17 protein-coding genes and 1 riboswitch are annotated in these 20,501 nt (G+C 47.3%); of the genes, 5 read left to right on the top strand and 12 right to left on the bottom strand.

From position 1 onward, the window contains the following. Positions 1-64 precede the first annotated feature (64 nt). The 4 genes from F0L74_RS18790 to F0L74_RS18775 all read right to left on the bottom strand — a co-directional run bounded on the left by F0L74_RS18790 (position 65) and on the right by F0L74_RS18775 (position 5,033). Positions 65-1,393: a TolC family protein gene (locus F0L74_RS18790; protein ID WP_149839414.1), complete on the bottom strand. Its 1,329-nt coding sequence runs from the start codon at positions 1,391-1,393 to the stop codon at positions 65-67. A 294-nt stretch (positions 1,394-1,687) separates the two neighbouring features. Next, on the bottom strand, positions 1,688-2,584 hold the full coding sequence (gene lipA, locus F0L74_RS18785) for a lipoyl synthase (protein WP_149839413.1): 897 nt from the start codon (positions 2,582-2,584) through the stop codon (positions 1,688-1,690). 47 nt (positions 2,585-2,631) lie between these two features. Then, on the bottom strand, positions 2,632-3,468 hold the full coding sequence (locus tag F0L74_RS18780; protein WP_149839412.1) for a hypothetical protein: 837 nt from the start codon (positions 3,466-3,468) through the stop codon (positions 2,632-2,634). Positions 3,469-3,734: 266 nt separating this feature from the next. Then, a complete protein-coding gene (locus F0L74_RS18775) occupies positions 3,735-5,033 on the bottom strand; it encodes a DUF2851 family protein (protein WP_149839411.1) in 1,299 nt (432 codons plus the stop codon). A 137-nt stretch (positions 5,034-5,170) separates the two neighbouring features. After that, positions 5,171-5,289: riboswitch (SAM riboswitch) on the top strand. 198 nt (positions 5,290-5,487) lie between these two features. On the opposite strand from F0L74_RS18775, the gene F0L74_RS18770 reads away from it, so the two are divergent. Then, positions 5,488-6,666 (top strand): trans-sulfuration enzyme family protein, encoded by a 1,179-nt coding sequence (locus F0L74_RS18770; protein ID WP_149839410.1) that lies wholly within the window; start codon positions 5,488-5,490, stop codon positions 6,664-6,666. A gap of 1 nt (position 6,667) precedes the next feature. After that, positions 6,668-7,849, top strand: a complete 1,182-nt coding sequence (locus F0L74_RS18765; RefSeq protein ID WP_149839409.1) for a homoserine dehydrogenase — start codon at positions 6,668-6,670, stop codon at positions 7,847-7,849. Between the two features lie 79 nt (positions 7,850-7,928). Here F0L74_RS18765 and F0L74_RS18760 read toward each other — a convergent pair whose 3' ends face one another. The 5 genes from F0L74_RS18760 to F0L74_RS18740 form a co-directional block, all read right to left on the bottom strand. Beyond that, a complete protein-coding gene (locus tag F0L74_RS18760; RefSeq protein WP_149839408.1) occupies positions 7,929-8,309 on the bottom strand; it encodes a hypothetical protein in 381 nt (126 codons plus the stop codon). 133 nt (positions 8,310-8,442) lie between these two features. Beyond that, on the bottom strand, positions 8,443-9,012 hold the full coding sequence (locus F0L74_RS18755) for a Maf family protein (RefSeq protein ID WP_149839407.1): 570 nt from the start codon (positions 9,010-9,012) through the stop codon (positions 8,443-8,445). Further along, positions 9,012-9,953, bottom strand: a complete 942-nt coding sequence (locus F0L74_RS18750) for a geranylgeranylglycerol-phosphate geranylgeranyltransferase (RefSeq protein WP_149839406.1) — start codon at positions 9,951-9,953, stop codon at positions 9,012-9,014. The genes F0L74_RS18755 and F0L74_RS18750 overlap by 1 nt, the downstream gene beginning before the upstream one ends. Positions 9,954-10,009: 56 nt before the next feature. Beyond that, positions 10,010-10,534, bottom strand: a complete 525-nt coding sequence (locus F0L74_RS18745; protein WP_149839405.1) for a KdsC family phosphatase — start codon at positions 10,532-10,534, stop codon at positions 10,010-10,012. A 133-nt stretch (positions 10,535-10,667) separates the two neighbouring features. Continuing rightward, on the bottom strand, positions 10,668-11,438 hold the full coding sequence (locus tag F0L74_RS18740; protein WP_149839404.1) for a Rossmann-like and DUF2520 domain-containing protein: 771 nt from the start codon (positions 11,436-11,438) through the stop codon (positions 10,668-10,670). Between the two features lie 216 nt (positions 11,439-11,654). On the opposite strand from F0L74_RS18740, the gene topA reads away from it, so the two are divergent. Beyond that, the gene (topA, locus tag F0L74_RS18735; RefSeq protein WP_149839403.1) at positions 11,655-14,009 is read left to right on the top strand and encodes a type I DNA topoisomerase; all 2,355 of its coding nucleotides are present in this window, start codon (positions 11,655-11,657) and stop codon (positions 14,007-14,009) included. Between the two features lie 117 nt (positions 14,010-14,126). Further along, the gene (locus tag F0L74_RS18730) at positions 14,127-14,999 is read left to right on the top strand and encodes a transglutaminase-like domain-containing protein (protein WP_149839402.1); all 873 of its coding nucleotides are present in this window, start codon (positions 14,127-14,129) and stop codon (positions 14,997-14,999) included. A gap of 72 nt (positions 15,000-15,071) precedes the next feature. Here the strand turns inward: F0L74_RS18730 and F0L74_RS18725 are convergent, their stop codons facing one another. Then, positions 15,072-17,198: a carboxy terminal-processing peptidase gene (locus tag F0L74_RS18725; RefSeq protein WP_149839401.1), complete on the bottom strand. Its 2,127-nt coding sequence runs from the start codon at positions 17,196-17,198 to the stop codon at positions 15,072-15,074. A gap of 85 nt (positions 17,199-17,283) precedes the next feature. Then, positions 17,284-18,489: a PQQ-dependent sugar dehydrogenase gene (locus F0L74_RS18720; protein ID WP_213087014.1), complete on the bottom strand. Its 1,206-nt coding sequence runs from the start codon at positions 18,487-18,489 to the stop codon at positions 17,284-17,286. A 212-nt stretch (positions 18,490-18,701) separates the two neighbouring features. Between F0L74_RS18720 and F0L74_RS18715 the strand changes: the two genes are divergently transcribed. Beyond that, the gene (locus tag F0L74_RS18715) at positions 18,702-19,958 is read left to right on the top strand and encodes an MFS transporter (protein WP_149839400.1); all 1,257 of its coding nucleotides are present in this window, start codon (positions 18,702-18,704) and stop codon (positions 19,956-19,958) included. A gap of 8 nt (positions 19,959-19,966) precedes the next feature. Here F0L74_RS18715 and F0L74_RS18710 read toward each other — a convergent pair whose 3' ends face one another. Further along, positions 19,967-20,458: a YkgJ family cysteine cluster protein gene (locus tag F0L74_RS18710; protein WP_149839399.1), complete on the bottom strand. Its 492-nt coding sequence runs from the start codon at positions 20,456-20,458 to the stop codon at positions 19,967-19,969. Between the last annotated feature and the right edge of the window lie 43 nt (positions 20,459-20,501).

Raw genomic sequence — 20,501 nt, 5'->3', positions numbered from 1 at the left:
TTGTCTCTTATTGGCCAGGTAAACCTGCATCATTGCTGGCGGCCTACCTGGTCCGGTTATCTTTTTAGTTATTAGCTGTTAATGTTCCCAATGCTTTCTGCAGATCTATCTTGCTGGACAGCACTTCGTACAGCGCATTAAAATAATTGATCTGTGCGGTACGCAGGTCTGTTTCGGAAGTGATCACTTCCAGGTAGGTTTTTACGCCTTCCTTATATTGCAGCGCTATCAGGTCGTATACTTCCTTTGCTTCCTGCATGTTCTCCCTTAACACCACGTAGTTATAAAAGCTGCTTTTGTAGGCAGACATGGCCTGCGTATATTCTGTGTTGATCTGGTTCTTAAGCGCTGCAAAGTCCCAGTCCGTACGTTTCAACTGCAGCTCTGCGGCACGGATGTTCTGCGTACGCCTGAAACCCTGGAAAATAGGCAGGGATAATTTTAATCCAAACAGGGAGTTGGGAAAGTTATCCTGGTACAGCTTAGAGAATTCATTATTCAGATAAGCGGCATTGTAGTTGGCAAATGCGGATACGGTGGGCAGCAGGCTCCATTTATTATACTTGAGCTCTGCCTGCAGCAGCCGTTGCTGTGTTTGTAACAGCTGGTATTCTATCCTGTTCTCGTAAGTAACAGTAGTAGAGGTATCCAGGGATACTTCGCTTTCCATTTGCAGGGTATCATCTACCAGCTTCAGATCTCCTGAGTTGGGGTACCCCATCAGCTCGCGAAGCACCGCGTAGCTGCTGTTAAGCTGCTCTGAGGCGGTTTTGCGCTGGGCTTTGGCGTTGTTCAGGGAAATATTGGCGCGTTTGTAGTCTGTTTTATCTACTATACCGCCCTGGTATTGATTGTATGCATCTTTCTGGCTGCGTTCCAGGCGGATGATATCCTCTTCCAAAACCGTGATCTGCCTTTTGGTAAGCAATACATTATAATATGCCTTGCTCACATTGGTGATCACATCTATCTGGTTGCTGGCAGTAGTTTGTTTAGCCTGCTGGCGAACATCACGGGCGCTACGGCTGGCCAGCAATACATCGCGGTTAAACAGGTTCTGGGTCAGGGAAAAACCGATAGTGGAGTTGTTAGATACCCCCAGCCTTACGGGGTTACCCTGGAAATAAGAGGTAGGTATCTGCAGGTAGTGCTGGATGTTATAATCCAGGTTGATCTGCGGATACCAGTCTGCCAGTTTGCTTTTGATCGTAGCTTCAGTGATCGCTTCATCTATCAGGGACTGTCTTACAACGGGCTGATGGGATAAGGCGTACTTAATACAATCGCGCAAATTGGCGTCTGGCAATAATGAATCCGGTAATTGCTGTGCGAATGTATAACTGGAATGGAATACCATTCCAACTATAGCCGCCAGGTAAATTGTTTTTTTCATATTTTGACAATCAATTCATCTTTATTCCAATCAGAATATATAATAACGGGTTTAACGCATTAGCCGGCTGCACGTATTCCTATAGTAATAATATACATAATTATTACAAAAAAGTTCTATGGACGACATAACTCCTCCAATAGCCCGCTATTAAGGTTGCTAAGCGTTTGGCAAAGGCTACCAAGCGCGTATCAGGTAGGTTTAAGGTTATAATTAGCTACGCAAAGATAGCCATGGTTTCCAAAAATATACAGATATATGGTTGAATGGTTAAATATCTATGTTAACCATTCTTTATTTATTACGTCCACTATGTATATGCTTTTCTGCATGGTAAGAGGAACGTACCAGGGGACCGGATTCCACATAATCAATACCCATGTTATAGCCTATTTCCCGGAATTCAGCGAATTCATCAGGGTGTACGAAACGTACCACTGGCAGATGCCTGGGGGTAGGCTGCAGGTACTGGCCCAGGGTGATCACATCTACCCCGTTATCATAAAGGTCCTGCATGGCCTGTATCACTTCTTCCTTAGTTTCGCCCAGGCCCAGCATGATGCCGCTTTTAGTGCGCATGCCGCCCTCTTTCAGCCGCCGGATCACTTCCAGGCTACGATGGTATTTAGCCTGTATACGTACCTGTTTGGTAAGGCGTTCCACTGTTTCCAGGTTATGGGAAACCACTTCTGGCGCTACGTCTATTATGTTTTGGAGATTTTCCCACTGGCCCCTGAAGTCGGGGATAAGGGTTTCCATGGTGGTGTTGGGGTTAAGGGCGCGTACGGCTTTAATGGTATTGGCCCAGATAATGGAGCCGCCGTCTTTAAGCTCGTCCCTGTCTACGGAGGTAATTACCGCATGTTTTACTTTCATCAGGTAGATGGCTTCTGCAACACGCTGAGGCTCATCCCAATCTACCGGTTCCGGCCGGCCGGTGGCCACTGCGCAGAACCCGCAGCTACGGGTACAGATGTTACCCAGTATCATAAAGGTAGCGGTACCTGCTCCCCAGCATTCTCCCATGTTAGGGCAATTACCGCTTTCGCAAATAGTATGTAATTTATGGGTATCAACCAGGTTCCTGACCTGCTTGTAGTTTTCTCCAATTGGCAATTTCACACGCAGCCAGTCTGGTTTCTTGGTCTTGGGCGCTGCTACCGGTGTCCCACATACAGTTTGTTCTTGCATCGCTAACTCCTTTCTTTAGAGCAACAAAGGTACTAACTTCTCATTAACTATTTTCTATCCCAGCGCTTTCCAAACTGAAGGCTGAGATAAGCATTGAAAAAGAACTTCTTACCGGTCTGATCTACCAGGATGGGTACATCTTTGGTATAGTATTCGGCATTTACCCCTATTTCCAGGGCGCTCACTACCTCGTTGAACTTGGCCCAGTCAAACCGCAAACCTGCTTTAGCATGCAAACCGGGTACTACCGTGATCTCGCCCCAGCCTTTTCCAAAGCCGGCGCCGGCAATAATCTTGGAGGGATCTACAAAGGCGGAATCCAGATCGGGATTAGTGCCATATTTTACGTCCCGTTCCTCATCATTAGCAGGGTCCTGTACTTTCAGGTAGTACGGTTTCAATAAGCCGATAGAGACGCCACCATAATAAATGGCGTTCACCTCTACCCCGTTCTTATTGCCCTTACCGCCTATCAGGTAGCGCTGGCCTACGCCCAGCTTGGCCTGGTAAAAATTGTTCTGCTTACCATATATATAAGGCTTTTCCGTGTAGGCAAAGTTGCCTACCGGTACAAACCTGCCCGGTTTCTTATCCTCTTTGGGATCTTTCTTCTCAGCAAATTCAAATTGGAAATAGTTTACGACCTTCCGGTTCTTGCGGTAGCCCAGCTCCAGAAAACCGCTCCAACCATCCGTATTTAAACGGCCGCCCATAGAAAACTCCCGCTCGTAGTTATTCTCTCCTTCTTCCAGTTCCCTGAAAAGGGAAATGCGCTTCAGCTTTCTTTGTTCCCGCTCTTGTTTTTTTGCATCTTTCTTGTCAGTTTGGGCTTGCAAACTGCCAGCCACCAATAGTAAAAACAGGAATACGTGTAATTTTTTCACAGTAATTGGGCTATTTGTATCAAATGTAATGAAAATCCCAAACTCCCCCCTAACCTAACGCACCTTATTATAAACGCGGGTTTTCATTTATTGTTACAAACTTACATGAATTTTCCTGTAGATATGAGGTGAATGTGCCAATGTGCTAATATGCTGATGTGCTGATGATTATACATTGCGTGACCAAGATATTACGCCCGGTAATCTAACACTATTAGTCCCCAGGCATTTTCCGTGGTCCGTTAGCACATCAGCATATTAGCCCATTAAACAATGCCCTGCCGCAGCAACTTAGCCCCTATGGCACATTTAAGGCATTGCTTACTATCACAATACTGTTGTTTAAGCTGGAGCAGCGCCTGGGAATCCAGGGCATTATGCTGCCGTATGCCAATATCTTCCCAGGCCTGGCTGATCTTATTTTCTTCTGCGGGCAGGGTTTCCATAAATTCCAGGGCCCTATCCTGGTAATAACTCATGGCTTTTTCACGGCCATAGAGGAACAATATTGGCAAAATGGTATTTATAAGAATGTTGTGTACTGCCAGGCGGCCGGGGCAACGGGTTTGGGTAACCGGGCCATCAAAGCGGTAATGCTCCTGCCAGTATGCGGAGGGTTGTACGGTAAAAAGCCGTTCCAGGGCAGCAATGCTCTCTGCCTCCAGTATTCTTGAAAACAAGTTGGGCGACTGATGCAGCAAAGCGGCCAGCCCGGCTATCCGTAAGGTGGGGAAAGAAGCCGGCCGCATACGCAGCCATTTCCAGAGATGTGCCGGGATGGGTTGCAGCTTGTATTTATGCCGCAGATAGGCGTACTCCTTCTGCAGCTCCTGTGGGTAAGCATCTGCAAAGGTATCCTGCAGCATGCCAGCCTGCCCAAATAACAGCGCTTCCAGCTGCATAAGGCTGGGCCGGTGGCGGGCCAGCAGGTTATGCGGTAAGGATTGTGCCAGCTGCAGAAAGGCGGCCTCATTTACCGGCAGGCCAAAGCCGTGGGCCACCGCGCGGTAACATACCTCTTCCCAATTCTGTTTGGTTTGCAGCAGCCAGGTTTGCAAAGTGCCGGTTTTACGTTCCCAGCGCTCTACCAGCAAACGCTCTTTCCAGTTATGCCAGATAAGATCCGGTACCTGGGCTGCGCCGTACTCACAAGGCACAAACCCCGCATCCTGCCGTAAGGTATCATAACGGCGCAACAGCATTTTAGGGATGTACTGCTGCAACTCTACACAGGGCGGCATCCTGTCCGTATCATAAAACTCCACATCGTGCTCAAACACCACATGCAGGATCACATTACTGTACTGGCCATTATGCTGATGCCCATGACGGTACCAGTCTGAGGTACGCAGATGCAGCTCTACATTGCCAGCCCATAAGGTGGCGCCTATCTTTATCTTAGCCGCCGTAAAATCCGGACCGGCATGATGGTTATGCAAACCGGGGTACAATACCTGAACCGGTTCCCCTTCTGTAGTGGTAAGATTGGAATTTGTAAATAAACGGAACTGCCAGATATGCTGAAACAGGTCTTCCGTTAAAAGCGGGCTAATACTTACGATCATTGATTTTGGTGGTTTTTCTGGTCAACAACTAAAACAAATTGCTAATTATTTTAGCAATTTACACCATCCCTTCCGGATTTTCAAATTTGGAAATTTCATAAAACTACTGTTACCTTTGCACCCAGTTCTTAAAATATCACTTATCCAGAAAGGCGGAGGGACTTGGCCCTGCGATGCCTTAGCAACCAATTCCGCTGCTTGCAGTGGAAAAAAGGTGCTAATTCCTGCCCCCGGCACACCGGGGGAAAGATAAGTTGGCAGAGAAATATTTTCCCATCATCATATTCAAAGGGGCTCTTCCAACTTATTGGAAGGCCCCTTTTTTATTTGCTGCCCCTCCTTTCACCGATAGTATATACTGAACCACGGGACATCCTGTGATCTATTTATTCCAAACAGTGCCGGCAGGCCTTTATGAATATCATATGCGAGAAACAACTAATTATCATAACGGATGAAAACAGCTACACAACTCATCCATAGCATACCGGTAGATGAACTGACGGGCGCTATCTCCGTGCCTATCTACCAGACCTCCACTTTTGTGCAGGAATCGCCCGGCATAAATAAAGGGTTTGAGTTTTCGCGTGCCAACAATCCTACCCGTAAGGTGTTGGAAAACCTGATATGCAGCCTGGAAGAAGGTTATGCGGGCTTTGCCTTTGCCAGCGGTATGGCGGCTATAGATGCGGTATTGAAGCTGTTGAAGACCGGTGATGAGATATTAGCGGTGGATGATACCTATGGCGGCATTTTCCAGATGTTCAATCACATGATCGAGCGTTTTGGGATAAAAGTGAACTTTACGGATACCAGCAGTATCGATAACGTGGCAGCGGCCATTACGCCTACAACCCGTATCATATGGCTGGAAACGCCTACCAATCCCACCCTCAAGGTATCTGACATCCAATCCATCAGCAAAATAGCCCGCCAGCATAATATACTGCTGGTGGTGGATAATACGCTGTGCACACCGCTGCTACAGCAACCCTTTCCGCTGGGCGCGGATATTATCATCCACAGCGCCACCAAGTACCTGGCCGGCCATACAGATGTAATTGCCGGGCTGGTAGTGGTGAACAGCAAGCCGCTGGCAGATCAGCTACGGTTTAACCAGAATATCTCCGGCAGTATCCTGAGCCCGTTTGATGCATGGCTCACCATCAGGGGGATTGAAACCCTGTACCTGCGGCTGGAAAAACAATGCACTAATGCATTGGCCATTGCCAACTGGCTAACTGGCCACCCGGCGGTAGATAAGGTCTTTTACCCGGGACTGGCCGCACATAAGAATCATCACATAGCCCGCAAGCAGCAAAAACTGTATGGGGCATTGGTAAGCTTTTCACTGAAAAGCGATAGTATCAAGAATGCGATCCGTATTGTGAACGCTACCCGCCTGTTTAAACTGGCGGAGAGCTTTGGCGGGGTAAAAAGTATGCTGGACCATCCGGCTACGATGACGCACCGTAACATACCGGAGGACTTCCGCAAAAAAGCAGGCCTGCAGGATAGCTGTATCCGCCTGTCCGTAGGCATTGAGGATGCAGAAGACCTTATCAATGATCTAAAACAGGCATTAGATAAATTAAACCAACCATCAGGAAAACAAACCACCGTTTTACAATAATATGGAAAGTAAGATCATCAACCTGGGTATTTTTGGGTTTGGCTGCGTAGGCCAGGGACTTTACGAGGTATTGAACAGGACAAAAGGCATTAACGCGCGCATTAAGAAAATATGCATTAAAGACCCTAACAAGGCTCGTCCCATAGACATGAGCTATTTTACAACAGACAAGAATGAAATACTGGAAGACCCTTCCATTGATGTAGTAGTAGAACTGATCAATGAAACAGAAGCGGCCTTTGAGATAGTAAGCACCGCGCTGCGCAATGGCAAGGCTGTGGTAAGCGCCAGCAAGCGTATGATCGCAGAGCACCTGCCGGCGCTGTATCAGCTGCAGGTAGACAATAAGGTGCCTTTTCTTTACGAGGCATCCAGCTGCGCCAGTATTCCCATTATCCGCAACCTGGAAGAGTATTATGATAACGACCTGCTGAATGCCGTAGAAGGCATTTGCAACGGCTCTACCAACTACATCCTTACCAAGATCTTTGAAGAGGGGCTTAGCTTTGAAACTGCCCTGCAACAGGCGCAGGATAAGGGTTTTGCGGAAACAGACCCTACCCTGGATATTGAGGGTTACGATCCCAAGTTTAAGATAGTGATATTGCTATTGCACGCTTTTGGCACTTTTGTAAGGCCGGAAGAGGTATTTAACTTTGGCATCCATCACCTCAACGATTTTGATATACAGTTTGCCCGCCAGCGCGATTCCACTATAAAACTCATAGGCAATTGCCGCCGCCAGAACGGTAGCGTATTTGCCTATGTGCTGCCACACCTCATAAAAGAACATAACCTGTTGTATGATGTATACAATGAGTATAACGGTATACTGCTGGAAAGCGCATTTACAGATAAGCAGTTCTTTGTAGGTAAGGGAGCGGGCGGCACTGCCACCGGCAGCGCGGTGTTATCAGATATTTCTGCCCTGCTGTATAATTACCGTTACGAGTATAAAAAGATCAAACAATCCAATCAACCGGCGTTCACCAATGATGTACAGCTGAAAGTATACCTGCGGTACAGAACCCCTGACCAGGTGGATCTGACGGCGTTCTATAATATTTCTGAGAAGTACGAATCGCCTACTTACCGCTATGTGGTAGGCGTGATCAACCTGCAGAAGCTAAAGGAATCAAACTGGTTGCAGCATAAAGATGTGAACCTGCTGGTGCTGGAATAACATACCGCCGGCATACAATATATTTAAATAACAAAGGGGATGCCGGCGCCGGTATCCCCTTTGTTATTATTTGGGAAACTTATTTTCCTACAACGCCGCCTAACAGGCTGCCTGAAAGGACTTTATCTACCTGGATCCCATTTTCATTAAAGAACGAAAGATTAGCGGTACCTGAAATGATGGAATGTATGCCAACATTTATTGCACCTGAAAAACTGATCACATCTAACAGATCACCATTAGACAACAGTTGCACGGTAACTGCAGCAATTGGATGCGGATTACCGGTGGATGCATCAATTGAAAATGTGTACACATAATTACCATCTATCTGGTAACCTACGATGGTGTTGGTGAGCTGTTTAACAACATTTTTTACTGGTTTTACAGCAGCATTAACTGTGGAGAATGCGAACGTGGCGGCAAATGCCGTGATTAAAATGAGGGATAACCTTTTCATTTTAAAAGGGAACATTAAAAGTTAACAATAGGGTTTCTTTATGGTGCCGCGCGACTAAACGAATTTAATTATTCTGGCATATAAATAAAGAAATACTTATCGTCCAAAGTAGCGAATCCTTTATGGTGGCTGATTACATCTTTTCCAATTCTTCCACTACCCTGCTTACGGGTAATCCCATCACGTTATAAAAGCAGCCATTAATACCATCTATTGCCACGGCGCCTATCCATTCCTGTATGGCGTAAGCGCCTGCCTTATCATAAGGTTGATATTGATCTATGTAGTATACGATCTGTTCCTGCGAGAGGGGTTTAAAATGTACGTCTGTTGTTTTGGAGAAAGCGGTTTCCCTGGCGCCGTTATGGATCACTACGCCGGTAATAACGGTATGCGTACGCCCGCCTAATGCTGTTAAAATACGGATAGCGTCTTCCCGGTCTTTAGGTTTTCCAATAATGGTATTATCCAGCACCACCACCGTATCTGCGGCAATGATAATATCATCTTCCTCACAAAGGGATTTTACAGCGGCAGCTTTCTGGCGGGCAATATGCAGGGGCGCTTCTGCTACCGGCATATCTGGCGGAAAAGTTTCCGCTGTTTCCACCACCTTTACCTCAAAAGGAATGCCTGCCTGCTCCAGCAGCTGTTTGCGCCTGGGCGATTGCGATGCCAGCACCACGGGTTTTCCCTTATACATTACAGATAGATTTTAAAGAAGATCATGGATAAAATACCGGTAAGCATTACCAGCTTAATGAGGGAGCTTATCTTATGATAGTGTTCCGGCAAATGCGCTTTACGTAAGAGTATATATATGTACACGGCAGGCGCCTGCACCAGTAACAGCAGGTAACCAATGGCCAGGTACCAGCCGGGGATGGCTATCCGTATCTCTACCAGTAATAACAATAGCTGCAGGCCCAGTAACAGACCATAACAAAAGCTTTTAGCGGGCAGCACACCCCAAACAATGGGGATGGTGCGGCAGCCATCCTTACTATCCCCGATCATATCTTCCAGGTCTTTCACTACTTCCCGTACCATAGATATTACAAAAGCAAACAGGGCATATACCCCAATGATCTGGATGAGCCGGCGGCCTACCTGCGACATAATGGCTTCCAGGCTTTCGTAGATCTGTTTTTCGTAAAACCCTACCACAACGACGCTGAGGGCGGTGAGCAGGGAAATAACGACATTGCCTATCAGCACCTGCCGCTTAAAGGAGGTGGAGTAAAACCACAGCAACAGGGAGCAGATGACCTGTGTAAAGCCCAGGTAGATCTGCCCTATTTTCCAGGCTACTATAAAGCCAATAGATACCCCCGCCATGTTAAGGATGGTATGCCAGGCCATGGCCCAGCGCCGGCTGATGATCTTATCCAGCACCATCTTTTCCGGCTTATTGATGATATCTATATTAATGTCAAAATAATCATTGATAATATATCCTGCAGCCGCCACCAGCACCGTAGATATTGACAACAGCACAAAGCAGAGCACGGAAAGTGAGGGTTTTTCCCCACTGCTGGCCAATAATGGCTCCACTACACAGTATTGCAATAAAAACTGTGTAAGCCCTATATATATAAGGTTAGGATAACGGATCAACCTGAAAAAAGCACCTAATAGTTTCATAAGTGTTCTGATAGAATAAGGTAAAACCCAATTTTAAGTTGGCAGTTCGATAGTGGTTACTTAGACGCGATAGATTCATCTATTTCCCAATGGCCGTTGAGCTTCAACACCTTTTCTATTACCTCCCGCACGCATCCGTTGCCACCGGTTTGCGGGGAAATATAGCGGCAGATGCTTTTGATCTCCGGCGCCGCATCTGCGGGGCATACCGGCAGGCCCACCAGTTGCATGGCACGATAGTCCGGTATATCATCGCCCATAAATAGCAACTCTTCCCATTGCAGGTCATGTTCCAGCACATAATCCTGGAGCCTTTCCTGCTTATCCGTGGTATTTACATAAATGTCTTTTATGCCCAGTCCCTGTAAACGGCTTACCACAGTTTCCGATCTTCCACCGGAGATGATAACGATCCGGTAGCCTTTTTTAACCGCCAGCTGCAAGGCATACCCGTCCTTTACGTTCATTTTCCGGGAAAGCTCGCCGCCGGGCAGCAGCTGTACGGTTCCGTCCGTAAGCACGCCATCTACATCAAATACAAAAGTGTTGATCGTTTTGAAAAGTGATAAAACGTTGTCCATTAAAATTAGTTTGCGCCGCTTGTACCATTAATAATTAGGTATTATAATATAATTATATGGTGTAAGCAGGCTTACGCATACCTAATTATTAATGGTACCATGATGGCGGTCCGCAAAAATATGTTTTTATTACCTAAAGTTTTTTTGCCTGGAATTGGTAAATACTGTCAGACAGTACCCGGTACATAAGCTCCAGCTGCGCATCCTTTTCCAGCAACCGGCGGTGCAGCTCCATGGTGTGGGCGTCGCCGCGCATGGCGGGGCCGGTTTGTACGGACTCTGGCGGGTATTTCTCCACGCGCTCAAAGGTTTCCTTAATAATGGGTTGCAGCAGGCTAAAGTCAAGGCTTTCCTGTTCGCAATAGTCCTTGGCGCGGGCTATCAGGTGATTGGTGAAGTTGTTGCATAATACGGCCGCCAGGTGCAATTGCAGGCGCTGGTGGGAGTTAATGATCTCTATACGGGAAGCAATGCTTTGGGCCAGGGATTGCAGGCGGCGCTGCACCTCGTCATTACCGGCCTCCAGCATAATGGGGATGGGCGGATAAGTTTTATGCTCCTTACGGATGGATTGCAGGGGGTATAATACGCCTGTATGGGTAGATATGCGGCTGATGGCATCCAGGGGCACCGCGCCGGCTGTGTGCGCCACAATACGCTTACCCAGGCGCAGTTCATCATTTAACGCCGGAATGGCGGCGTCACTCACGGCCAGCAGGTACACATCTGCCTCCATATTTATATCCAGCAGATCGTTTGACGCCTGGGCCTGCAGCATTTCTGCCAGCTCCTGCGCGTGTTCTTTATTACGGCTGATAACCTGCCGTATCTGATGCCCGTGAATCTTGAGCAAATGGCCAAAACAATGTGCTACATTACCTGCTCCTATAATAACTATCTCCATAAATTGATCCTTTTTTACCGGTCTGATGCCCGAATATATAAATATACGTTAATAAATACCCCGGCCGATGTATTTATTCATATTAAAACAACCTATAACGCAATAAAACAAAGGGTTATTTTTTATTTTCAGCCTTAATTTCTATACTTGCAAAAATCGTATTTGTATTTTTTATATTAAATTTTGCATATTTAGCTCGCAATAAAGAAGGCATTCATGGCAAAAAATCTAGTTATAGTTGAGTCCCCGGCCAAGGCTAAGACCATTGAAAAGATATTAGGTAGCGACTTTGAGGTAAAATCTTGTTTTGGGCACATACGCGACCTGGAAAAGGACGATATGGGTATCGACATACAGAATAATTTCAAACCAAAGTATGCCGTTCCTGAGGATAAAGAGAAGATAGTGAAGGAGTTAAAGAAGCTGGCGAAGGATACCGATGAGGTATGGCTGGCAACGGATGAGGACCGTGAGGGGGAGGCCATTTCATGGCATTTGTGCGAGGTACTGGGATTAGACCCTCATACCACCAAACGTATTGTTTTTCATGAAATTACCAAGCCTGCCATAGAAAGGGCGGTACAACAGCCCCGTTTACTGGATATGAACCTGGTAAACGCCCAGCAGGCCCGCCGTATACTGGACCGCATTGTGGGTTTTGAACTGTCCCCCGTGCTCTGGCGTAAAATGAGCATGCGCAACTCCCTTTCTGCCGGCCGCGTACAGTCTGTAGCGGTAAGGCTGATAGTGGAGCGGGAAAGGGAGATCAACGCCTTTAACGCTGTTAGCAGCTTTAGGGTAGAAGCCTTCTTTACCGCCAAGGATCCCCAGGGCAAAAGCATGTCATTTAAGGCGGAAGGCCCCGGCCGGTTTAAAACGGCAGAGGATGCGGAAAAGTTCCTGACACAATGTATTGGCGCCGCATATACCGTTAAGGACATACAGGTAAAACCTGGTAAGAAATCACCAGCTGCGCCGTTTACCACCTCCACCCTGCAACAGGAGGCCAGCCGTAAGCTGGGCTACAGCGTTTCCAAAACCATGCTGCTGGCCCAAAAATTGTACGAAAGCGGTAAGATCACATACATGCGTACTGACTCCGTAAACCTCTCTGATACGGCGCTTACGGATATTAAACAGGCTATTGACAAGAACTGGGGGGAAAAGTACCACCAGCATCGCAAGTTCAAGAATAAGAATGAGTCTGCACAGGAGGCGCACGAAGCCATTCGCCCTACATACATGGAGAATTCTTCTGTGGATGACAGCGATACCAAAAGGCTGTACGACCTGATCTGGAAACGCACCATTGCCAGCCAGATGGCGGACGCGGAACTGGAAAAGACCATTGCCAAAATAGATATATCCACCAACCACGAAGAGCTGACCGCCAGCGGGGAAGTGCTGAAGTTTGACGGCTTCCTGAAAGTATATATGGAAAGCCGGGACGATGAAGATCTTACAGACGAGGAAGAACAGGAAGGCGTACTGCCTCCCCTGCAGGTAAAACAGGTGGTAGACCTTAAGGAAATGAAGGCCACAGAAAGATTTACCCGCCCTGCCCCCCGCTATACGGAGGCCAGCCTGGTAAAGAAACTGGAAGAACTGGGTATAGGCCGCCCATCCACCTATGCACCCACCATCACGACCATCCAGAAACGTACCTATGTAGAGAAACGTGATAAGGAAGGCGTGAAAAGAGAATTCCGGATACTGGTACTGAAAGCTGACAAGATCAATAAACTCACGGATGCGGAGAATACCGGCGCAGAGAAGTCCAAGCTATTCCCCAGTGACCTGGGCATGATAGTAACAGACTTCCTGAACCAGTACTTTGATTCCGTAATGGACTATGGCTTTACCGCCAAGATAGAAGAAGAGTTTGACGAGATAGCCCACGGTAAAAAGGTATGGAACAAAATGCTGAATGAGTTCTACCAGCCTTTTCACCAGGATGTAGCCAATACGCTGGAGAAAGCGGAAAGGGTGAAAGGTGAGCGCTTCCTGGGCGATGATCCGGAAACCGGTAAACCAGTAGTAGCCCGCATGGGACGTTATGGCCCCATGATCCAGATAGGCAAGGCAGAAGACGAGGAAAAGCCCCGCTTTGCCAAGCTAAAGGCCACGCAGAGCATTGAGACCATCAGCATGGCAGACGCCATGGAGCTGTTCCGCCTGCCACGTGCCCTGGGCATGTTTGAAGACCAGGAGGTAACAGTGAATATAGGCCGCTTTGGACCGTATGCACAGCACGATAAGAAGTTCTATTCCCTTAAAAAGGAAATGGACCCTTATACCGTGGAGCTGGATGAGATAGCGCCGCTGATCGTAGAAAAACGTACAGCCAAGGACGAACGCACCATTAAAATATTTGAAAAAGAAAAAATACAAATACTCAAAGGCCCATACGGACCTTATATTAAACAAGGCCTGAAAAACTATAAGATTCCTAAGGAAAGAATAGATCACGCTGCCGACATTACTGTAGAAGAGGCCAAAGCCATCATAGAGGACGTTAAAGCCAACCCTCCAAAGAAAAAGGCGCCGGCCAGGAAGAAGAAGACAGAATAAATCTGCTGGTGTGTTAATTATGCTAATGTGCTGATGCAGAACAATATTATCTAAAGCACATCTGTTATTACTACATTAGCATTTAGATTATCTGCACATTAGCACATCTGTAAGCGTATGAATGAAACAAAAGAAATCAATGCTCTGTTCCACTTGCTGGATGATCCGGATCAGGAAGTATTTGATACCGTAGCCAGTAAGATTTTGCTATATGGCAAGGAGATCATACCCAACTTAGAGCATTTATGGGAAAATACAATTGATGAATCTATCCAGGAAAGGATAGAACAGCTTATACACAGGGTACATTACCAGGATTTACAGGTAGGCCTGCAGCAATGGACAAGGAATGAAACACCGGACCTGTTGCAAGGTTCCATTCTTGTGGCCCGTTATCAATTTCCGGACATGGTGCCCAACCCGATAATGACGGAAATAGAGCGGATCAAACGCAATATATGGCTGGAGCTGAATAACTACCTGACGCCGCTGGAGCAGATCAATGTGCTGAACAGCATGATCTATAACTATTTTGGGCTAAAGGGAGAGGAAGTAGCGTATATGCGCAAGAACCAGTTCTTTATTAACCAGGTTATAGAGGCCAAACGGGGCAATCCCATCACCAATGGCATCATTTACCAAAGCCTTTGCGCCATGCTGGACCTGCCGGTATATGCGGTGAACATTCCCCGGCAGTTTATACTGGCTTATTTTGACTCCTTTTATGATTTTGCGGAACCGCCCAAACCAGACGACTACCGCATCCTCTTTTTTATAGATCCCATGCAGGGACAGATCTACTCCCATCAGGATGTGGAGACCTATCTTAAAAGGGTATCTGTGCCACCGGTACCGGCTTATTATAAGCCGCAATCCAATAAACAGATCATCCGCTTCTTACTGGAAGAGCTGTCCAAATGCTACCAGGATGATAAGGAGAAGTATAAATTTGATGAGCTGCAGAACCTCATCAATATGCTGGCAGACTAACTAAAAGTTATAAATAAAAAAGGAGCGGATAGCTAATGCCATCCGCTCCTTTTTTATTTTGTAATTGCTTACTTAGTTAGTGGGTTTACCCTTCATTTTAGGATAAGACATTACGATCAGGTCATTCATCACGTTCACCGCCTCATCCAGGTAAAGGTCCTTAGAGCGGAACTTCAGCCAATCCTTATTACGGGCCAGCTTAACGGTATCAGTACCCATCTTGTCCAGGTCTGCTTTCAGGTTAGTGATGTTCAGCTCCTTGATCTTATCATTTACCGCATCATATTTCTTTAAGGCGGCAGCATTGTTTTTCTGCTCTGTCTTAAAGGTCTGTAAGTTCAGGGAATAAGATTCTTGTTTGTCCAGGTTCTTGATGGTGTTGATGTTATCAGTCATCATCTTAAACGCTTCGCTGCTACCCACCCTTTTAGCGCTGTTTTTACGCAGGGCTTCTACATTCACCGGGTCTACCCAGGTATTGTAGTTTGCTTTGGGAATTTCGTCCCAGGCCAGGGCGTCTTCATCTTTCTTCTCTCCTACTTCATAGTAAGGATCCGGCAGTACAACGTCTGAGCTTACGCCTTTAAGCTGGGTAGAACCGCCATTAGCGCGGTAGAATTTCTGAACGGTGAGCTTCAGTGCGCCCAGTGCGCCAATTTCCGGCTTATTGGGGAAGAAATCGTCCAGGTTATACATGCGCTGTACAGTGCCTTTACCAAAGGTAGAAGTGCTACCAATGATCACAGCACGTTTATAATCCTGCATGGCAGCAGCCATGATCTCAGAGGCAGAAGCGCTGTATTCGTTCACCATAATAGCCAGCGGGCCATCATATTGCACGTTCTTATCACGATCCGGCAGTACGATCTTATCGCCGCCACGGGAACGCACCTGCACCACGGGACCATCCGGGATGAACAGGCCGGCCATCTGTACCACATCCTGCAGCGAACCACCGCCATTAAAACGCAGGTCCAGGATAATACCTTCTACCTTTTCGGCTTTCAGCTTCTGTACTTCCTTCTCTACGTCTACTGCAGAGCGGGCGCCGTTCCTGTCCTGGAAATCAGCGTAGAACTCCGGCAGGTAGATATAGCCTATTTTATGCTGTCCATTGATGATGGCAGATTTGGCAAAAGTATCGTCCAGTACGATCTCATCACGTACAATAGCGATATCCTTAACAGTGCCGTCTGTGCTCTTTACGGTCAGGCGTACGGTAGTGCCTTTGGCGCCACGGATCACCTTTACTGCATCTTCTACGGCATAACCAGTAATGTCTATCGGTTCTTTATCGCCCTGGGCTACTTTCAGGATAACATCATTCTGTTTAAGAACGCCCTGTTTCCAGCTGGGGCTACCGGTGATGATACTGCCTATTTTGATCTTGCCGTCTTCCTCTTTAAGTCCGGCGCCTATGCCAAAGAACTTACCGGCCATCTGCTCTTCAAAATATCTTTTATCGGCAGGTGGCATGAAGTCCGTGTGCGGGTCCATGGTGGTGGTAATGGCGTTTACATACATGCTGAAACGGTCATTATCATCCTGCTTGTTCTTTAAGCGGTCAAAATAGCGGTCGTACAGCTGTTTAACTTTGGCGCGGGCCTCAGTTTCCAGCTGAGCATCTGTTTTAGCTTTGCTGCTATCCTCTTTGCTTTTATCCCTCATTTCCTGCAGGTCAGTGAGCTTTTCCAGGGTGCGGTATTTCAGCACCTTACGCCATGCCTCTGTACGGGCAGCTTCGTCTGCCGGAAAATCGATCTTATCTGGGTCCAGTACTACTGTTTCCTGTTTGGTAAAGTCAAAAGGTTTGGCCAGAATGGCGGGGTAAATGAGGGCAGCTTCTGTTACCCTTTGTTTGATAAGGGCATTTACGCTGTTAAAGCAATCCAGTGAAGCGCCTTGCAATTCATTATCTATATGGGTAGATAATGGCTGGAGCTTGTCTATATCGCTTTTAAGGAGGAATTTCTTTTCACTGTCCAGGTCTTTCAGGTATTTGGTGAACACTTCTTTGGAGAAAGCGTCATCAATCGCTTTAGGCTGGTAATGGCCTTCTTTCAGTATCTGTCCTACAAGGTTCATGATAACCTCGTAACGGCCAGGGGGATCGTCTGTTTTGCCTAACTTATTGAAAGCCAGTACGCCACCAGAAATAACGATCAGCAGGACCGGTATAATCACTTTCATTCTTCTCATATGGATCCAATTGAACTTTATCAAAAATAAACTAAAATCGGCACCTGTAGTTGGGGGATATTAGTTGTTTAACAAAATATTACCGCTAAAATCCTACCAATTTATACACGCCTCCTTTAAAGCCTTCGCTCGTGGAAGAGCTGGTGAGCACATACAGCTCCCCTGCTTCATCTTCGCCCCAGCTTAAGATCTGTATCCCTTCTTTGGGGCGGCCTTCCAGCTCCAGGTCCGCACGCTCCCATTTTTTTCCGTTCTGTGCCAGCACAAAGGCTTTGCCGTTGTAATCACCAAAAACATACAGTCCTTTCAGTGCAGGAATGCCTTTTCCGCGGTATACATAGCCACCGGTAATGCTGATACCCAGATCGTGGTCATATTCATCAATCGGGGCAATCAGTTTGCTCTTGTCTGCGCCATCCGGCACCTTAAAATCATGATAGCCTTCCATAATACGCCAGCCATAGTTGCCGCCTTTTACGATAATATCCACTTCTTCGTATTTATTCTGGCCCACGTCGCCGGCAAACAGCTGTTTGGTAGCCCTGTCAAATGAGATGCGCCAGGGGTTGCGCAGGCCATAAGCCCATATTTCCGGGCGCACATTGCTGCGGCCTGCGAAAGGGTTGTCTTTAGGCACCGTGTAAGGATCGCCGTTAATGTCTATGCGTATGATCTTGCCCAGTAAAGTGTTCAGATTCTGACCGTTGCCGGTTTCGCCGTGTTTATCACCTCCGCCGCCGCCATCTCCCAGGCTCACGTACAGGTAACCGTCAGGCCCAAATACCAGGTCGCCGCCGTTGTGGTTAGACTCTGGCTGCTCTATTTCCATGATCACCCTTTTGGTGGCCGGGTCTGCTACATCCGGGTTGGCAGCAGATACCGTAAACTCTGATATGCGGCTCTTATGGTTACTACCTGGGGTGGTGGAAGGCACGCTGTAATACACATAGAATTTCCTGTTCTTCTTAAACTGCGGGTGAAAGGCAATACCCAGCAGCCCACGTTCATCATAGCCCGGGTTGATCTTTACCATTTCTGCGCTTACATCCAGGAAAGGCTGTGGCGCCAGCTGGCCATTTTTTATGATCCAGACCTTTCCTTCTTTCTGACAAATGAATAAACGTCCGCTACCATCACCGGGCACTCCCAGCGCAACGGGAGATAGTATCTTATTGGTCATCAGTTGTAAACGGGCTTTCCGGGCGGGTGGTTCTTTTTCCGCGGCAGCTGCCTGAGAGGTAATGTACAGCGCCAGCAGCGGTACGGCTATCAATAAACGAAATGCATTCATAGTAAATAGTAAGTATTGACTATAAAAATACTCATCTTATGCTGATGATTACTACCGCTCAACACTTAATCAGCTGTACATGGTAATTAAGCATTATGGGCCCTCCCGCCTTTTTGTCATGGCAGCGTTATCTGCTATGTTAATTAATTATTCCTTACTCATTATTAATTATTCATTCTTAACTTTGTGATCCTCAACAAAACGCATGAAGTTTGGACACAGCGGCCACTACTAAGAACGATCCGTATGCCTCGCTACGCATACCGGAGTTTAACTACTATCTGATTATCCGTTTTGCACTTGTATTTGCCCTCACCATGCAGTTCACTATTGTGGAATGGAAGGTGTATGCGCTTTCTCATGATCCTTTTACGCTGGGCCTGATAGGGCTGGCAGAGGTGATACCGGCCGTGCTGCTGGCGCCCTTTGCAGGCCACCTGGTAGATAAGCGGGAAAAAAGAGGCATGCTGTTGATCTGTGTGGTGGCCTATATTGTAATAGGGTCCGGGCTGTTCATGCTTACCTGGGATCGGGCCGTACACGGCTTTAGCACCCAATTAGTACTGAACTGCATTTATACCCTGGTATTCCTGGGGGGCATTGTAAGGGCTTTTGTAAGCCCCTCTAACTTTTCCATGCTGGCGCTGCTGGTGCCCCGGCCGCTTTATGCCAATGCCAGTACCTGGAGCAGTAGCGCCTGGCAGATAGGCGGTATGGCAGGCCCCGCGCTGGGCGGTCTTTTCATACACTGGTTTGGCGTGCATTGGGCTATGCTGCTGGTAGTAGCCATCTTTTTAGCGCCGTTGTACAGCCTTTTGAAGATAAAACCCAAACCCATCCTCTATAAATCACAGGGCGAAGGCTTTGTAGACGGACTTACCAAGGGTATGCGCTTTGTCTGGAACACCAAGGTAGTGCTGAATGCGATGGCGTTGGATATGTTTGCGGTGCTGTTTGGCGGCGCGACCGCCATGCTGCCTGCCTTCGCTACTGATGTGCTGCATGCGGGCTCCCTGGAATTTGGTTTCCTGCGGGCATCTGTAGCGGTAGGATCGCTGGCCACCATGTTTATACTGGCCTACCGGCCACTGGTTCACAAACCAGGCATTAAGCTGCTGGCAGCCGTGTTTGGCTTTGGACTGTGTATAATCGTGTTCGGATTATCTAAGAACTTTTACCTGTCATTACTGGCACTGCTGATCAGCGGTATGCTGGATGGCATTAGCGTAATTATCCGGCAAACCATTTTGCAGCTGAAAACTCCGGATGATATGCGGGGCCGGGTGGCCTCTGTAAGCTCTATGTTTGTGGGCTCATCCAATGAGCTGGGCGCGTTTGAAAGCGGGTTTATGGCCAGGCTGATGGGGCTGGTGCCTTCTGTGGTATTTGGCGGATGTGTAACGCTGGGCGTAGTGATCACTACTTACATTATATCCCCTGCTATGCGCAAGCTGGATCTGAAATCATAGCGGGCTTTCTATTTCATGATCGTCTTTAAGCGCTCCAGTATGTAATATACCGCCGGGCAAATTGTGCTGTTCTCATAAGTGATATTGGGCCTTTTAAAAAAATCATAGCTATCTGTGTAGGGATAGTTTTCGCAATCGCCTGGTCTTACCTCGTAAATACTGCAATAGTTGTCTGTGCCCAGGAAAGGGCAGGGCGTTCTTTTTACTACATAGTCCTCATCCTTGTCCAGGCGGAGATAAGTGTCAATGAACACGGACTCTTTAAGCCCCAGGTATTTGGAGATACGCTTGATGTCCGGCGCTTTGAACCGGGGGCTAATGGTCTTACAACAGCCAGCACACTGCAGGCAATCAATCTGGCTAAAAGCTTCTTCATGCAGCTCCGGCAGCAGCTTTTCCACGCCTTTCCCCCTTTTGCTTTGCAGCTTCTGCACGAAGTACTTATTGTCCTTCTGCTTGTCTTTTGCCTTTTGTTCCCAGTTCTCTAGTAGATGGTTCATTTGCCGCAAAGATAGTACAAGTTGTGATGTACAGGAATACAGC

Source organism: Chitinophaga agrisoli, assembly GCF_008386695.1.
In the GTDB taxonomy this organism is placed as follows: domain Bacteria; phylum Bacteroidota; class Bacteroidia; order Chitinophagales; family Chitinophagaceae; genus Chitinophaga; species Chitinophaga agrisoli.
Note: the sequence above shows the minus strand (reverse complement) of the source record. Positions and strands in the feature narration are given on the sequence as shown.